This is a genomic window from Uliginosibacterium aquaticum, assembly GCF_012972705.2.
GTDB lineage: Bacteria > Pseudomonadota > Gammaproteobacteria > Burkholderiales > Rhodocyclaceae > Uliginosibacterium > Uliginosibacterium aquaticum.
Window position 1 is genome coordinate 172,915 of sequence record NZ_JABCSC020000002.1, and the last position, 14,808, is coordinate 187,722.

At 58.5% G+C, this 14,808-nt stretch carries 18 protein-coding genes; 5 read left to right on the forward strand and 13 right to left on the reverse strand.

The window, feature by feature from the left end; genetic code table 11:
- Window positions 1-197 precede the first annotated feature (197 nt).
- The 3 genes from HJ583_RS08240 to HJ583_RS08250 all read right to left on the reverse strand — a co-directional run bounded on the left by HJ583_RS08240 (window position 198) and on the right by HJ583_RS08250 (window position 2,799).
- Window positions 198-1,898 (reverse strand): AMP-binding protein, encoded by a 1,701-nt coding sequence (locus tag HJ583_RS08240; RefSeq protein ID WP_170021497.1) that lies wholly within the window; start codon window positions 1,896-1,898, stop codon window positions 198-200.
- Window positions 1,899-1,989: 91 nt separating this feature from the next.
- Window positions 1,990-2,469 (reverse strand): CBS domain-containing protein, encoded by a 480-nt coding sequence (locus tag HJ583_RS08245; protein ID WP_170021498.1) that lies wholly within the window; start codon window positions 2,467-2,469, stop codon window positions 1,990-1,992.
- 18 nt (window positions 2,470-2,487) lie between these two features.
- The gene (locus HJ583_RS08250; RefSeq protein WP_170021499.1) at window positions 2,488-2,799 is read right to left on the reverse strand and encodes a hypothetical protein; all 312 of its coding nucleotides are present in this window, start codon (window positions 2,797-2,799) and stop codon (window positions 2,488-2,490) included.
- 218 nt (window positions 2,800-3,017) lie between these two features.
- On the opposite strand from HJ583_RS08250, the gene HJ583_RS08255 reads away from it, so the two are divergent.
- The 5 genes from HJ583_RS08255 (at window position 3,018) to HJ583_RS08275 (ending at window position 7,116) form a co-directional block, all read left to right on the forward strand.
- Window positions 3,018-3,656, forward strand: a complete 639-nt coding sequence (locus HJ583_RS08255; RefSeq protein ID WP_170021500.1) for a histidine phosphatase family protein — start codon at window positions 3,018-3,020, stop codon at window positions 3,654-3,656.
- 80 nt (window positions 3,657-3,736) lie between these two features.
- Window positions 3,737-4,987 carry a serine hydroxymethyltransferase gene (gene glyA, locus HJ583_RS08260; RefSeq protein ID WP_170021501.1) on the forward strand — a complete coding sequence of 417 codons (1,251 nt, stop codon included), beginning with the start codon at window positions 3,737-3,739 and terminating at the stop codon, window positions 4,985-4,987.
- Between the two features lie 121 nt (window positions 4,988-5,108).
- Window positions 5,109-5,588 carry a transcriptional regulator NrdR gene (gene nrdR, locus HJ583_RS08265; RefSeq protein ID WP_101943492.1) on the forward strand — a complete coding sequence of 160 codons (480 nt, stop codon included), beginning with the start codon at window positions 5,109-5,111 and terminating at the stop codon, window positions 5,586-5,588.
- On the forward strand, window positions 5,588-6,682 hold the full coding sequence (gene ribD / locus HJ583_RS08270; RefSeq protein ID WP_408058195.1) for a bifunctional diaminohydroxyphosphoribosylaminopyrimidine deaminase/5-amino-6-(5-phosphoribosylamino)uracil reductase RibD: 1,095 nt from the start codon (window positions 5,588-5,590) through the stop codon (window positions 6,680-6,682). Before nrdR ends, ribD begins: the two co-directional genes overlap by 1 nt.
- Before the next feature lie 122 nt (window positions 6,683-6,804).
- Window positions 6,805-7,116: a hypothetical protein gene (locus tag HJ583_RS08275; protein ID WP_170021502.1), complete on the forward strand. Its 312-nt coding sequence runs from the start codon at window positions 6,805-6,807 to the stop codon at window positions 7,114-7,116.
- Between the two features lie 9 nt (window positions 7,117-7,125).
- On the opposite strand, the gene HJ583_RS08280 is transcribed toward HJ583_RS08275, so the two are convergent.
- The 10 genes from HJ583_RS08280 to HJ583_RS08325 all read right to left on the reverse strand — a co-directional run bounded on the left by HJ583_RS08280 (window position 7,126) and on the right by HJ583_RS08325 (window position 14,791).
- A complete protein-coding gene (locus tag HJ583_RS08280; RefSeq protein ID WP_170021503.1) occupies window positions 7,126-7,878 on the reverse strand; it encodes a HesA/MoeB/ThiF family protein in 753 nt (250 codons plus the stop codon).
- Between the two features lie 96 nt (window positions 7,879-7,974).
- Window positions 7,975-8,631 carry an AP2/ERF family transcription factor gene (locus HJ583_RS08285; protein WP_328824860.1) on the reverse strand — a complete coding sequence of 219 codons (657 nt, stop codon included), beginning with the start codon at window positions 8,629-8,631 and terminating at the stop codon, window positions 7,975-7,977.
- Window positions 8,624-9,400: a formate/nitrite transporter family protein gene (locus HJ583_RS08290; protein ID WP_170021504.1), complete on the reverse strand. Its 777-nt coding sequence runs from the start codon at window positions 9,398-9,400 to the stop codon at window positions 8,624-8,626. Before HJ583_RS08290 ends, HJ583_RS08285 begins: the two co-directional genes overlap by 8 nt.
- Before the next feature lie 111 nt (window positions 9,401-9,511).
- On the reverse strand, window positions 9,512-10,303 hold the full coding sequence (locus HJ583_RS08295; protein ID WP_170021505.1) for a TrmH family RNA methyltransferase: 792 nt from the start codon (window positions 10,301-10,303) through the stop codon (window positions 9,512-9,514).
- The gene (gene rnhB, locus HJ583_RS08300; protein ID WP_170021506.1) at window positions 10,300-10,899 is read right to left on the reverse strand and encodes a ribonuclease HII; all 600 of its coding nucleotides are present in this window, start codon (window positions 10,897-10,899) and stop codon (window positions 10,300-10,302) included. The genes HJ583_RS08295 and rnhB overlap by 4 nt, the downstream gene beginning before the upstream one ends.
- Window positions 10,896-12,035, reverse strand: coding sequence for a lipid-A-disaccharide synthase (gene lpxB / locus HJ583_RS08305; protein WP_235943784.1), 1,140 nt, complete (start codon window positions 12,033-12,035; stop codon window positions 10,896-10,898). Before lpxB ends, rnhB begins: the two co-directional genes overlap by 4 nt.
- A 14-nt stretch (window positions 12,036-12,049) precedes the next feature.
- A complete protein-coding gene (lpxA, locus tag HJ583_RS08310) occupies window positions 12,050-12,820 on the reverse strand; it encodes an acyl-ACP--UDP-N-acetylglucosamine O-acyltransferase (RefSeq protein ID WP_101943478.1) in 771 nt (256 codons plus the stop codon).
- Entirely contained in the window at window positions 12,817-13,254 is a 438-nt protein-coding gene (fabZ, locus tag HJ583_RS08315; RefSeq protein WP_101943476.1) for a 3-hydroxyacyl-ACP dehydratase FabZ, read from the reverse strand. Before fabZ ends, lpxA begins: the two co-directional genes overlap by 4 nt.
- Window positions 13,255-13,259: 5 nt before the next feature.
- Window positions 13,260-14,288 (reverse strand): UDP-3-O-(3-hydroxymyristoyl)glucosamine N-acyltransferase, encoded by a 1,029-nt coding sequence (gene lpxD / locus HJ583_RS08320; protein ID WP_170021507.1) that lies wholly within the window; start codon window positions 14,286-14,288, stop codon window positions 13,260-13,262.
- A 5-nt stretch (window positions 14,289-14,293) separates the two neighbouring features.
- A complete protein-coding gene (locus HJ583_RS08325; protein ID WP_170021508.1) occupies window positions 14,294-14,791 on the reverse strand; it encodes an OmpH family outer membrane protein in 498 nt (165 codons plus the stop codon).
- Window positions 14,792-14,808 lie beyond the last annotated feature (17 nt).

Genomic DNA, 14,808 nt, shown 5'->3' on the forward strand with positions numbered 1-14,808 from the left:
ACTACGCGTACGACTACGACTGCCACAAAAGCGGCAGGGGCAGAGCGCAGGACGGAGCAGGAAACGGAGTTCACGAGAATTGCCAAACCGAAGTGAGAAACGCGATCCAATTGAAGCACAGGGGACGACAACACACAAGTGTCCGAAGCGCCCGGAATAACCCTCAGGAAACAGTAGGTTTCATGGCGGGCAATACTTTATATCGTCCTGGCAGCAAGGGTTCTGGCCTTCAGAATTTCTTCATCCCGCAAGCATCTGCGCATGATCTTGCCGACGTTGGTCTTGGGTAATCCGTCACGAAACTCGACCAGATGTGGCACCTTGTAGCCTGTCAGGTATTGCTTGCAATGGGCAATCAGCTCCTTTTCCGTCAGCCCGGGCTGCTTGCGCACTACGAAGACCTTAACCGCTTCGCCTGAAAATTCGCTGGGCACGCCAATCGCAGCCACCTCCGCCACGCCCGGATGCGTTGAGACAATATCCTCCACTTCGTTCGGATAGACGTTGAAACCGGAAACGAGGATCGTGTCCTTCTTGCGATCAACGATGCGCACGAAGCCCTGTTCGTCAATCAGCGCTACATCACCAGTACGCAGATAACCGTCACGGGTCATGACCTGTGCCGTATCGGCCGGCGCATTCCAGTAACCACGCATGACCTGCGGCCCCTTCACGCACAGCTCACCGGGCTGGCCAAGTGCGACTTCGCAATCATTCTCGTCACGCAGAGAGATATCGGTAGAGGGTACAGGCTGGCCGATCGAGCCGTTGTATTCAGTCTGGTCGATTGGGCAACAGCACACGCCGGGTGAGGCCTCAGTCAGACCGTAGGCTTCAATCAGAGTACTTCCAGTCAGTGCGCGCCAGCGCTCGGCAACAGTCTTCTGCAGCGACATGCCTCCGGAGAGCGACATCCGCAGATTGGAGAAATCCAGGGTCGGAAACTTTGGATGGTTCATCAACGCATTGAACAGGGTGTTGACCCCCGAAATCACCGACCAGGGATATTTCCCGAGTTCCTTGATGAAGCCGCCCATGTCACGCGGATTGGTGATCAGGAGATTGCGCGAACCGATCATGAAGAACACGAAGCAATTCACGGTCAGCGAAAAGATGTGGTACAGCGGCAAAGCAGTCACGATCAGCTCGCCCCCCCAGCGAAGCCGGGATCCGACCCACACATGGGCCTGCAGGAGATTGGCAAGAATATTGCCGTGGGTCAGCATCGCGCCTTTGGAAACGCCCGTCGTACCGCCGGTGTACTGCAGGAAGGCGATGTCCTCACGTGTCACCTCTACCGGGCGCAGGGTCTGCCGTGCGCCCAGACGCAGGCTCTCGCCGAAGCGGCGAGCCCCAGGCAACTGCCAGCGCGGCACCATTTTTTTCACCCGGCGCACAACGAAGTCAACCAGAGAGCCCTTGAGCATGCCCAGCATCTCGCCAAGACTGGTGACCACCACATGCCGGACATCCGTGTTTGCAATCACGCTCTGCAGGGTATGGGCGAAATTCTCCAGAACCACGATGGCCTCAGCGCCGGAATCCTTTAGCTGATGTTCCAGTTCACGCGGGGTGTAGAGCGGATTGCAATTGACCACCGTATAGCCTGCACGCAACGCACCGAACATGCATACAGGGTACTGCAACAGATTGGGCATCATCAGAGCGATACGTGCGCCCTTGGGCAACCCCAGTACGCCCTGCAGGTAGGCTGCGAAGCGTGCAGACAGCGCATCGACCTGACGATAAGTCAGCTCGGCACCCATGTTGATGAAGGCGACTTTATCGCCCCACCGTGACACACCACGGGCGAAGAAATCCGCCAGTGAGCTGTATTCAGTCAAATCGATCTCGGCGGGCACCCCTGCCGGATAGCTTTTCAGCCAGATTTTCTCCATCGGCTTTCCTTGCTGATATTGCGGCGCAGCAAGGCTTTGGGGGCCTTTGCGCGGGCCCGAAGCATACCCCAGAGTACGTTGAACGAGGCTGTCAACGATCAGAGCAGTGCGTGCTGGGCTTGCCGATCGGCAAGACCTCATCAGGCCAGTTGCGGACGAAATTGCGCAGGATCAGGCTCTCGAAGCCCTGCTCCTCCAATACTGCTCGTGCCACATCGTGAAAAGACACCAGCCCCTGCAGCACGCCAGACTCCACTACAGGCAGATAGCGCTGATGGTGATCCACCAAATGGGTGCGCAACTCGTACAGATCCATCCGCGGATCCCCCACAGCCGGATCACGCAGCATCGCGTCGGCGACTGAAACGCCCTGCCAGAGTGCCCCGGCAGCATTGATTGCCGCCAGCGCCTCGCGGAAAGTAAGGATGCCAACCAAGGCGCCACGCTCAATCACCACCAGCGAACCGACGTCCTGCTCGCTCATCAAGGCCAGCGCATCGGCCAGCGTTTTCTGCGGCGAGATCGTGTAGAGCGTCTTGCCCTTGATGGCCAGTACATCACTCAGCAGCATCGGGACCTCCACAACAGCTCAAGCTTGCTCGAACTTGATCTCTCCGGACTCTGAGAGCATCAGTAGCGCATTAACCCTGCGCCATGGAAAGATCACTCGCATCACTTCACGATAGCCCTCGATCTGCTGCCTGTAATCCGTGAGCAACGCGCCCGTCGGGGCATGCCCAATCGTGCAAAGCAGCACCCGGGCAGCGTCATAGGCGTCCGCCCACCAATCAATGCGTCCGACTTTTCCATCCGTCGGCACGGAAGGCGTCTCATCCCAGGAATGCCGATAGCAGACAGAATCAAAGAAGCGTCGCAGCGCCAGACGCTCCGCAACGCTCAAGCTCTGGGAACACGCCCGGCAAGGGCCAGCCGGCACAGTACGCTTCGAGCCAGATGCAGGGCCTTGCCTAGACAGGGTGCCACCGCCACACTCTGCAGCGGATCAAGGGCAGGCTCATGGTCGTGGAGTCTTTGCTGGTGACCCATCGAAGGCAATAGGGAGACGACGTAGGCGGGGCGGAAGGTAGAATCCGCAGACTTTCTCAAATAATGTCACAGATGCCGCCCACCCGAATCTGTCTGGTCCGCCACGGCGAAACCGCCTGGAATGCCGAGCAGCGCCTGCAAGGCCATGAGGATATTCCACTGAACGCACGAGGACTGACGCAAGCAGTTGCTGCCGCACAAGCCCTGTCGTCACAACGCTTCGCCGCCATTTATTGCTCCGACCTGCGGCGCGCTGCCGTTACTGCAGCCACCATAGCAGCCCTGCATGGTACCGAGGCCAGACTTGAGCCGCGGTTTCGCGAGCGTCACTTTGGAGCCTTGCAAGGCCTCACGCGTACGGAAGCAGAAGTACGCTATCCGGGCCTCTACCCCCGAATCCGAATGCGAGAGCCCGCAACCGTTCCACCTGACAACGGCGAATCCCTGGCAGCCTTTGCCGAGCGAATCAGCTCTGTCTTGCTAGAACTAGCCCTGCGTCACCCGGGAGAAGATCTACTCGTCGTGAGCCACGGTGGCTGTATGGACATCATGTACCGGCTGGTCACCGGCAAGCCGCTGGAGGAGCCGCGGGATTTCCCACTAAGCAACGCCACGCTGAACTGGATCAGCTATGAAGCCGGCAACTGGGCTCTGCTGAGCTGGGACGAACGCAGCCACCTGCAGACGAGCAGCGACGAAATCTCTGCCTGAACAAGCCCTTGCCTCTCGCCCGGGCAGCCATGCCGGGTTATCATTCGCCTTTATCCCCCTCCGCTTTATGGCCTGACACCATGTTCTCCAGAAAAGACTCCCTTGCCAAAATCGATCCCGAGCTGTTTGCATCCATTTCCGATGAAAACCAGCGTCAGGAAGATCACATCGAGCTGATCGCCTCCGAAAACTACGTGAGCTGTGCGGTCATGGAAGCGCAGGGCTCGCAACTGACCAACAAGTACGCCGAGGGCTATCCCGGCAAGCGTTACTACGGCGGCTGCGAGTACGTGGACGTGGCCGAGCAGATCGCCATTGACCGCCTCAAGGCGCTGTTCGGCGCCGACTGCGCGAACGTGCAGCCGAACTCCGGCTCGCAGGCCAACCAGGCCGTGCTGATGGCCTTCGCCAAACCTGGCGACACCATCATGGGGATGAGCCTCGCTGAAGGCGGCCACCTAACCCACGGCATGCCGCTGAACATGTCCGGCAAGTGGTTCAACGTCGTCGCCTATGGTCTGGATGCCAAGGAAGAAATCGACTACGAGAAGATGGAAGCTCTGGCCCGCGAGCACAAGCCGAAAATCATCGTTGCCGGTGCTTCCGCTTACGCCTTGCGTATCGATTTCGAGCGTTTCGCCAAGATTGCCAAGGAAATCGGTGCGATTTTCTGGGTGGACATGGCCCACTACGCAGGCCTGATCGCCGCCGGTTACTACCCGAACCCGGTGCCGCACGCCGATGTGGTGACCTCCACCACCCACAAGACCCTGCGCGGCCCGCGCGGTGGTGTGATCCTGATGAAGGCCGAGCACGAAAAGGCCATCAACTCCGCGATCTTCCCTGGCCTGCAGGGCGGCCCGCTGATGCACGTGATCGCCGCCAAGGCTGTCGCCTTCAAGGAAGCAGCTACGCCCGAATTCAAGAAGTATCAGGAACAAGTGGTGATGAACGCTCGCGTCATGGCCCGCGTGCTGGGTGAAGAGCGCGGTCTGCGCATCGTTTCCGGCCGCACCGAGAGCCACCTGTTCCTGGTTGATCTGCGCAGCAAGAAGATCACCGGCAAGGAAGCCGAAGCCGCTCTGGGCCGTGCTCACATCACCGTGAACAAGAACGGTATCCCGAACGACCCGGAAAAGCCCTTCGTCACCAGCGGCATCCGTATCGGTAGCCCGGCCATGACGACCCGCGGCTTCACGGAGATCGAAGCCGAGCGCGTTGCCCATCTGGTGGCTGACGTGCTTGATGCGCCGAACGACGAAGCGGTCGCCGAGCGCGTACGCAATGAAGTCTCGGCGCTGTGCAAGAAGTTCCCGGTGTACGGCGCGTAAGCCGCTTCAATACAACGGTGCAAAACCTGATGCGACCGGATTCTGGAACGGATTTCTCCCGTACAGACCGGTCGCGTTTTCATTTGGCAGGCCCTTCACAGCACGAGCACGAGCACGCACAATGAAATGTCCGTTTTGCGGCACCCCATCGACGCAGGTCACCGACACCCGTGAAAACGAGGAAGGCGACCTGATCCGCCGCCGCCGTCGCTGCAACGAATGCGACAAGCGCTTCACCACGTATGAGCGCATCGAACTCAAGATGCCGCAGGTGGTAAAGAAAAATGGCAGCCGTGCGGAGTACGAGCGCGAAAAACTGCTGGGCAGCATGAAGCTCTCGCTGCGCAAGCGCCCGGTGACAGCGGAAAGCGTTGAAGCCGCGCTGGATCGCATCGAAGGCCGCCTGCTTTCCTTGGGTGAGCGCGAAATTCCAAGCGAAAAACTGGGAGAACTGGTGATGCGCGAATTGAAGCGTCTCGACAAGGTCGCCTACATCCGCTTTGCATCGGTCTACCGCAACTTCGAGGATGCGGAGGAGTTCTCCGAAGCCATCCGCGAAGTCACCACCCCCGCGAAACCCCGCCCACGTAGCCGCAGCTGATCGTGTTCCAGCCTGAAGATGAGCGTTTCATGGCCCGCGCCCTCGAACTTGCCGCGCGCGGCCTCTACACCACCATGCCCAACCCGCGCGTGGGTTGCGTCATCGTGCGCGAAGGCAAGATCGTCGGCGAAGGCTGGCATGAGCGTGCCGGGGAAGCGCACGCCGAAGTTCATGCACTGCGTCAGGCCGGCGCGCTGGCCAATGGCGCAACGGCCTATGTCACGCTAGAGCCGTGCTCGCACTTCGGTCGTACGCCCCCTTGCGCCCAAGCCCTGATCAACAGTGGTGTGCGCCATGTTGTATGCGCCATGCAGGACCCCAATCCGCTGGTCGCCGGACGCGGGCTGCAAGGCCTGCGTGAGGCGGGGATCGAAACCCGCTGCGGACTATTCGAAAACCAGGCCCGTCAGCTCAACGAAGGTTTCGTCGCCCGCATGGAGCGCGGCCGCCCCTGGCTCCGGATAAAGTCAGCTGCCTCACTGGATGGCCGTACCGCACTCGCCAATGGTGTGAGTCAATGGATCACCAGCCCCGAAGCACGACTTGATGGCCAACACTGGCGAGCACGCTCGTGCGCCATCCTGACCGGCATCGGTACGGTATTGGCCGACGCCCCTCGCCTCACCGTGCGTGATATCGAACTTGTGCGCCAGCCACTTCGAATCATCGTCGACAGCCAGTTGCGCTGCCCACCCGATGCAGCCGTACTGGCTGATGGCCGCGCCCTGATTGTGACCTGCCGCGCCGATGTAACACGCCATGATGATTTCACGAGCCAGGGGGTCGAAGTACTGCACTTACCCGGCACAGACAATCAAGTAGACCTCAGCGCCCTGCTCCGCGAACTGGGACGGCGCGGGATCAATGAAGTCCTCACCGAGGCCGGCGCACAGCTTAACGGAGCCCTGATCACTGCCGGTCTAGCTGACGCCTTGCTGCTCTACCTCGCACCCAGCCTGCTGGGCAGCAGCTCGCGAGGCATGTTCGACTTGCCGGCGCTCGCTACGCTGACTGAGGCGCCTCGGCTCACTATCAACAGCCTTGAGCCTATCGGCCCAGATCTGCGCATCCAGGGCCAATTCAAGCACAACTGACAACTTGTGTTTCCGCATGTGCTGACGCTGTGGCACAGATCACGCTGTAAGAAAACTTCTTACAAAACAGCAAGCGAAAAACGTAGAGTTCGCTCAACAGAACTACTACTAAAGCGCTAAAAATGATTCCCGCAGTATCCGCCTTCGATTCCGCCCTGTTTGTTGGCGGAAACGCTCCAATCCCCAACATCGCCCCCGCAGCGGCTAGCGCAACCACGAACCTCAGCTCGGGGTTTGGAGAGCTGGCCGATGCTCTAATCCTGACCAGCCTGCTAAATCAGGATAAGGAAGACAACAGCGATCGCATGGTGCTTGGCGAATTGCTTATGTTCGGCGAGGCGCTTACGGCTGCCAGCAAAATCAGCCAGCAACTCGATTCGCTATTCGCCGGCATTAGCCAGTTGAGTGGCGTATCCGCCATCCAGTCAGCCTGAGCGAAAGCCTCAAGCCGGCGACCCGCACACCGTGCAATGTGGGTCCTGCGCATAACGCATTTCGCGCCAACGCATTGCCAGGCCGTCTAGCACCAGTAGCCGCCCCACTAGAGGCTCCCCACAGCCAGCCAGCAGTTTGAGCGCCTCGGCCGCCTGCATGGATCCGACAATGCCCGTCAGCGGAGCAAAGATGCCAGTGACTGCACAGCGCATTTCGGCCACATCCTCACCTTCAGGAAACAGGCAGTGGTAGCAAGGCTTGCCTGGCTCACGCAGATCAAATACCGAAACCTGTCCATCAAAACGCACCGCGGCACCGGACACCAGCGGTTTGCAAGCGGCGACACAGACGCGGTTGATCGCGTGGCGGGTCGCAAAGTTGTCGGTACAGTCCAGTACCAGATCAACATCCTGCACAAGCGAAGTCAGCGCCAGTTCATCGAGTCTGGACTCCACTGCGCGCACCTGCGTGAGGGGGTTCACACGGGCCAGGCACTCCTTACCCGAGGCGGCCTTGTTGTGGCCGATCGAATCGGCCACATGCAGAATTTGACGTTGCAGATTCGAGAGATCAACGGTATCACCATCGCACAGAACGATCTCTCCCACTCCAGCAGCGGCAAGATACATTGACGCCGGCGAACCCAACCCACCAGCGCCAACGATCAGCACCCTGCTTGCCGAGATGGCCTCTTGCCCCTCAACACCCAATTCGGGCAGCAAGATGTGACGGGAGTAACGCAGAAGCTGTTCATCATTCATCGCAAAGCCGCTGTACCCAAGCAAAGATGCAAGTGTAGCCGGTGAACGTAAAAGCCCGCAGACCTTGCGGCTGCGGGCTGTGGATCACGATGCGCTTCAAAGCGCTGGCTTTGCCGGCTCGACCTCTGCCTTGCGGCGCCGTGCTGGCTTGCGCCGTACTGCACCCGGGTCAAACTCGCCATCAAGTGATTTGAGCGCATCCTTGCGGGCCTTGAGGGCCATCTTGAAAGCGCCTTCCTCACCATACTTCTTGACGGAGAACTTCACCCGTTTGCGGCGCCCATCCGGCAGCGGCCAGGAGGCCACCCAGAACCAGCGCTGCTTTTCTTCCGGCAGATCGCGGGTTTCGGAGGCACAGTAGCGGCATACACCAACAACACCAGAACGATTGTTCTTCTTGACGATGTTGGAGTACTCGCGCATCGAGAAGGGTGGATGTTTTGCGATGACTTCATCACGGTACTGCTTGGCTGCCAGAAAGGATTTCTGCTTGCCGCCGTGCACGCCATCGCTGAAATGCTTGCGGAAGATCTGGCCGCGCCGCTGAACGGTGACGAGCCAGCCGTGGGTACGGCTGACTTCGTTATCAACGCGGCTGATTCCGTACACACTGCCTCGGCTCACTTCAATCCTCCATCTGCTGTTCATTGGAACGGCGGCGATAGAGGAGATTTCGGCCTTGAATGGAGAAACTTTAGGGACGAAAGGGCAAACGGCTCCTTGAAAGGAGCCGCCGCCTCTGTCATCAGGCACCCGGACGTGCTTCTTCCGGATTCAGATAACGGAAAGGAAGACCAACAAAGACTGCGCCACCAACGATATTGCCTGCGGTGCTGAAGACTAGGTTGTAGAGCGCGTCACGAAGATCGATGCTGCCGTTGCCGAGGAGCGACATCGAGAAAGTACCCATGTTGGCAATCGAGTGCTCAAAGCTCAGATAAAGGAAGATGAAAACCACCAGAATCATGATCGAGATCTTGGCTATATCTTCCTTCATCGACAGTGCCAAACGCACGGCAAGGCACACCACCCAGTTGGCAAGAATGCCTTTGATGAAGATGGCCAGCGCGCCCTGATGCACCTTGTGCGCAGCGCCGACATACAGAGCGTGATCGGCAGGCAGTTCTGCCAGGGTTCCGGCGCCATACAGCAAGCCAGCGACGATCAGTGCCCCCACAAGGTTACCGGCGTAACAGACCGTCCACAACACCGAACTCTGGAACCAGGTGGTACGCCCCTCTGCGGACGAAACCGCGAGGTACATGTTGTTGCTCGTGAACAATTCGGCATTCGTAAACACGATGATCGAAAGACCCACGCCGAAGAAAGCGGAAGCGATCACTTTACCGAATGGAGATCCATGCAAGTTATGTGACAACGCCCAGTACACGAAGACCACGATGGACAAATACATGCCAGCGAGCACCGCGCGCATCAGATAGCGTGCGGGGTCGCGTTCGAGCAAGCTCATCTTGCGTTGCCCGCTGGCGGCGGATTTTTCTACAAGGGGACGATCAATCATGGATTCGGGCTCCGGAGCGGTCGTATCGACCTGTTGTTGCGAGGGTGCTGCATTGCATCACATCACAAATGCGTTTGCCTTGATCCAGACAAAACGCCACCACACTCCAACTCAAATCCGTTGCCGGACCTGCTCGAACAAACAGACGGCTGCTGCTGCACCCACATTCAGAGATTCGATCATTCCAGGCATCTGGATCGTCACCTTCCGGCTTGCAAGCGCCAGCAAATCTGTTGGCACCCCTTGACCTTCGGAGCCAAAGACCCAAACACTAGGCACGCGCAGATCAAGTGCGTAGAGCGAGACACTATCATCCGCCAGACTCGTTGCCAGTACCTGCCGATCGCAATTGGCTAAGCGTTGCACGAGATCGCAGCCCTCTTCAATGACGAGCCGGAACTGTGCCCCCATCCCCGCGCGCATGGCCTTAGGTGACCAAGCCTGGGCGCATTGCCGGTCCAGCCAGGCCTGACGACAACCGGCCGCGGCAGCTGTGCGAAGCAGCGTGCCGAGATTGCCAGCATCCTGCACGCCGGCCAGTACCAGCACATCATCAGTGCTATCCGTTTCCCGCCGCGGCCCATGCAACGGGATCTCAGCCAGAATACCGGTGGGCGTCACGACCGGACTCAATGCTTTGAAGAGCGCGGGAGCCAACACCAGCACTTCCGGAGACAATCCCCGCTTTCCCAAAGCGGCCAGCGCACTGCGCACAACTGGCGAATTTTCCATACCCTCCTGCAACAACAAACGACTCAAGGGCCAGTCGCTCTCAAGCGCTGCCTCCAGCAGATGCTCACCATCTATCAGGGTTGCTGCCTCGGCACGACGGCTGCGAGCGTCTTCGGCAAGCCCCTTCAGGCGCTTGAATTGAGCGTTGTCACGTGAAGAGATGTGCTTCATGCTCCGTCGCCGAAGAGATTACCTTGCGCCAGCAAGCTTGCGACAGGACCGAAGCTGCGCCGATGCACCGGGGTTACCCCATGGCGGCTCAGCGCCGCGAGATGTGCGGGAGTCGGATAACCCTTGTGTGCAGCGAAACCATACTGCGGATAGACGCGATCCAACTCTTCGAGCTGTGCATCGCGATGGGTCTTGGCCAAGATGGACGCGGCAGAAATCGCAGGCTCTAGTGCATCGCCCTTGACGATCGCACGTGCTGTCATCACAAGGCCGGGAGGCACCCGGTTACCATCGACCAAAGCCAAACCAGGAGCCAAGGACAAACCCTCGATAGCACGCCGCATGGCAAGCATGGTGGCGTGCAGAATATTAAGACGGTCAATCTCCTCCACACTCGCCTCAGCCACCGCCCAACTCAGGGCGCGCGCCTTGATTGCCAACGCCAGCCTGTCACGCTGGCCTGGGCTGAGCTTCTTGGAGTCCGCCAGCCCCTCGATCGGAGCCTGCGGATCGAGGATCACTGCTGCAGCCACCACGCTCCCGCACAGTGGGCCACGCCCGGCCTCATCAACGCCACATGTCAATAGATTGCTCATGCACGCCCCAAGGCAGCAAGCACCACTGCAGCGGCTTTATCCGCGTTGTTCTGACGCAGGCTCAGATGCATCTGTTCGAACTTTCCGGCCAAGGCTGCACGAGCAGCCGCGTCATCCAGCCACTTACCAAGCGCAGCGGAAAGTTTCTCGGGCGTGGCATCGTCCTGAAGCAACTCCGGCACTAGGAACTCACGCGCCAGGATATTGGGCAAACCCACCCAGGGAAGATAACCCATGGCCCGCACGATCTTGAAAGTCCACTTACCGACTTTGTAACTGATCACCATTGGGCGTTTCAGCAAAGCAGCTTCCAGTGTTGCCGTTCCACTTGCCACGAGTACTACATCCGAGGCAGCCATCGCATCATGAGCATGCCCAAACATCAGGCGAATAGGCAAATCACCCGCACCGGCCTCATGTAGAACCTTTTCGAAAATATCCCGGGTACTGCGCGTAATCAGAGGCACAAGAAACCGAAGTGCGGGACGCTCAGCAGCCAAACGCTTGATGGTTTCCACATAGATCGGAGCCAGTCGGCTAACCTCACCATTGCGGCTGCCGGGAAGGATCGCAAGCACTTGCTCTTCCGCATCAATCTGCAGAAGTTCGCGTGCCTTGAGTCGCTGATCTTCAAGTGGAAATACATCGGCCAGTGGATGCCCGACAAAGCTCGCAGCGATGCCTTGCTTGGCATAGATTTCAGGCTCGAATGGGAACAGGCACAACACGTGCTGCGCAGCCCGTCCAATCTTGTGCACCCGGCCACCACGCCAAGCCCAGATCGAGGGACTGACATAATGCATGGTACGAACACCTGCCCGACGCAGCTTGCGCTCGACCGGAAGGTTAAAATCCGGCGCGTCGACTCCGATAAAGAGATCCGGCGGCGCCTCCTTAAGGCGCCGCAACAGACCGCTTCGAACGCGCAGAAGCTCAGGCAAACGCTTGAGCACGTCGACAAACCCCATGACCGCAAGCGTTTCAGCCGGCCACCAGGACTGCAGACCGGCTGCCTGCATGCGCGGACCACCGATGCCGACAAACTCGGCATCAGGCACACGTTCACGCACGGCAGCGATCAGGTGTGAGGCCAGCAGATCCCCCGAGGCCTCACCGGCCACCATGGCGATTCGCATACTGCCTCCTGGATTCAGCGGATGATGCCGCGCGTGGAGACCGCGAAGAAATCAAGCAGCAACTGCAGCTCCGGTACCCCACCCACCGCAGCAGAGATGCTGGCCTTGGCTTCTTCGAGCGACAGATTCTGACGATAAATCGCCTTGTAAGCACGTTTGATCGCCATGATCGCCTCGGACGAATAGCCGCGCCGCTTCAGGCCCTCGCTATTGATGCCATGCGGGGTACAAGGACTGCCGTTACTGATCACGAAAGGTGGAATGTCCTGAGTAATGATAGAACCACCGCCAGCCATGCAATGCGCGCCAATAATGCAGAACTGATGCACGGCAGCCATACCACCAAGAATGGCGAAATCTCCCACATGTACATGACCGCCCAAGGTCACATTATTGGCCATGATCGTGTTGTTACCGACCTGGCAATCATGTCCGATATGCACACTGGCCATGAACCAGTTATCGTTGCCGATCCGCGTGACTCCCGCATCCTGGGCCGTACCGATGTTGAAGTTGCAGTACTCGCGGATCATGTTGCGATCGCCGATCTCCAACCGCGTCGGCTCACCCGCATATTTTTTGTCTTGCGGAATTTCGCCCAGCGAAGCGAACTGGAAAATCCTGTTTTCGCGCCCAATCCGGGTGTGCCCCTTGATCACGACATGCGAGGCGACAACACTTCCCTCACCGATCTCGACGTGCTCACCGATGACGCTGTAGGGGCCGATTTCAACACCCTCCGCAATCTTCGCAGAGGGATGGACGATGGCTGTTTCGTGAATCATGCGATTTGCTTGATGGCGCACATGAGATCGGCCTGAGCCGCGATTTCATCGCCGACCCGGGCGATGGCCGAATACTTCCAGATACCGCGCATTTCACGCTCAAGCTTGGCTTCGAAGGTCAGCGTATCACCCGGCAGAACCGGGCGCTTGAAGCGGGCGTTGTCGATCCCGGCAAAATACAGGATGGTGTTCTCATCCGGAATGGCGCCGCGCGACTTGAAGGAAAGAATCGCTGCTGTCTGGGCCATTGCTTCGATGATTAGCACACCTGGCATGACGGGCGAGTGAGGAAAATGTCCAACGAAGAACGGCTCATTGATCGTCACGTTCTTGATCGCCGTAATGCGCTCCCCAAGCGTCATTTCGATTACCCGATCCACAAGCAGGAACGGATAACGATGCGGCAGATACTTCATGATTTGGTGAATATCCATCCCACTCACTTCTTGTTCTCCAATTCTTCCAGTTTCTTTTCCATGTCTCGCATGCGCTCATACATCGCTTCGATTCGCTTGAAACGCGCTGCGTTGCGCATCCAATCTTTGTGCGGCTCTGCGGGGAACATGGCGGTATAAACCCCGGGCTGCTTGATGTCCTTGGTCACTGCTGTGGCGCCAGATATCAGGATGTCATTGCCGATCTCGATATGACCGTTAACACCGACCTGCCCCGCCAGCATGACGCGACTTCCAACACGCGAGCTACCCGCGATGCCGACCTGTGCCGCCATCGCAGTGTTGTCACCGATCACGCAATTGTGTGCAATGTGGCAAAGGTTATCGATCTTGACGCCATTCCCGATAACCGTATCATCCAGCGCGCCGCGATCCACCGTGACATTTGCACCGAGTTCGACACCATCGCCCAGCACGGCGCGGCCAATCTGAGGAATTTTTTCCCAGCGACCGTCCTTGTGCCGAGCGTAGCCAAAACCATCACTTCCGACCACAGAGCCCGCGTGCAGAATGCAGTTCTTTCCGACGATACAATCTGCATACACCGTTACATTTGCGCGCAACGTGCTGCCCTCTCCGATCGAAACGCCTTGCTCGACAACACAGCCTGGGCCGATCACGACATTTTCGCCCACAATACAGCCCTCTCCGACATACGCCATTGCTCCAACACTGACTGAAGCGGGCAACTCGGAGAGAACGACCGCGCGCGGGTGAATCCCAGCAGAAGGACCCTTCGCAGGATTCAGTAATTGAGCCACGCGCGCAAAATAAAGATGGGGATCCGCCGCAATGATACGCGGCAAGGCAGTTTCTTCAGCCATTGAAACCGGCAAAATCACTGCAGCAGCTTGGGTACTCACCAAAGCTTGGCGATATTTAGGATGTACAACAAATCCGATCTCGCCAACAGATGCACGCTCAAGTGGTGCGACCTGAGAAATGGACACGCTTGCATCACCCCGCAGCTCGCCACCCAGCAATTCAACAATTTCCTGCAGACTAAAATTCACGCAGCTCACCTGATGTCAGAGAGGGCCTTAAGCACCTTCTCCGTGATATCAATATTCGGGCTGAAATAGACCGCCTCCTGCAGGATCAGATCAAACTTCTCGCGCTCCGCGATCTGCTGGATCACGCGATTGGCCATATCTTGAATCCCGGCCAGCTCTTCGTTCTGGCGTTGTGCGTAGTCTTCTCTCAACGCCCGCTCTTTGCGCTGGAAGTCACGGCTGAGATCGGAAAATTCACGCTCCTTGCTGCGCCGCTCTGTATCCGGCAGAGAAGGAGCGTTTTTTTCCAGTGCAGCCTGCATGGACTGCATCTGCGACTCAATCTTACGCAACTCGGTCTGCCGTTTATCGAATTCGCGCTCCAAACGCTTCAAGGCACGCTGTGCCGGGGCGGACTCTCGCGTAACCCGCTCAGCATTCACGAATCCGATCCGCATCTGTGCCGCGGCCATACCAGGCAGGGCCAGCACCGCGCACAAGAAAGCCACAACCAGCACACGCATTGCCCGCTCCTCTTTGC

Bases quoted from the DNA above. Each gene is read 5' to 3' on its own strand.
- fabZ (WP_101943476.1), bottom strand. From the start codon at position 13,254: ATGGATATTCACCAAATCATGAAGTATCTGCCGCATCGTTATCCGTTC.
- nrdR (WP_101943492.1), top strand. From the start codon at position 5,109: ATGAAATGTCCGTTTTGCGGCACCCCATCGACGCAGGTCACCGACACC.
- HJ583_RS08295 (WP_170021505.1), bottom strand. From the start codon at position 10,303: ATGAAGCACATCTCTTCACGTGACAACGCTCAATTCAAGCGCCTGAAG.
- glyA (WP_170021501.1), top strand. From the start codon at position 3,737: ATGTTCTCCAGAAAAGACTCCCTTGCCAAAATCGATCCCGAGCTGTTT.
- HJ583_RS08325 (WP_170021508.1), bottom strand. From the start codon at position 14,791: ATGCGTGTGCTGGTTGTGGCTTTCTTGTGCGCGGTGCTGGCCCTGCCT.
- lpxB (WP_235943784.1), bottom strand. From the start codon at position 12,035: ATGCGAATCGCCATGGTGGCCGGTGAGGCCTCGGGGGATCTGCTGGCC.
- HJ583_RS08245 (WP_170021498.1), bottom strand. From the start codon at position 2,469: ATGCTGCTGAGTGATGTACTGGCCATCAAGGGCAAGACGCTCTACACG.
- rnhB (WP_170021506.1), bottom strand. From the start codon at position 10,899: ATGAGCAATCTATTGACATGTGGCGTTGATGAGGCCGGGCGTGGCCCA.
- HJ583_RS08255 (WP_170021500.1), top strand. From the start codon at position 3,018: ATGCCGCCCACCCGAATCTGTCTGGTCCGCCACGGCGAAACCGCCTGG.
- HJ583_RS08275 (WP_170021502.1), top strand. From the start codon at position 6,805: ATGATTCCCGCAGTATCCGCCTTCGATTCCGCCCTGTTTGTTGGCGGA.
- lpxA (WP_101943478.1), bottom strand. From the start codon at position 12,820: ATGATTCACGAAACAGCCATCGTCCATCCCTCTGCGAAGATTGCGGAG.
- HJ583_RS08290 (WP_170021504.1), bottom strand. From the start codon at position 9,400: ATGATTGATCGTCCCCTTGTAGAAAAATCCGCCGCCAGCGGGCAACGC.
- HJ583_RS08240 (WP_170021497.1), bottom strand. From the start codon at position 1,898: ATGGAGAAAATCTGGCTGAAAAGCTATCCGGCAGGGGTGCCCGCCGAG.
- HJ583_RS08280 (WP_170021503.1), bottom strand. From the start codon at position 7,878: ATGAATGATGAACAGCTTCTGCGTTACTCCCGTCACATCTTGCTGCCC.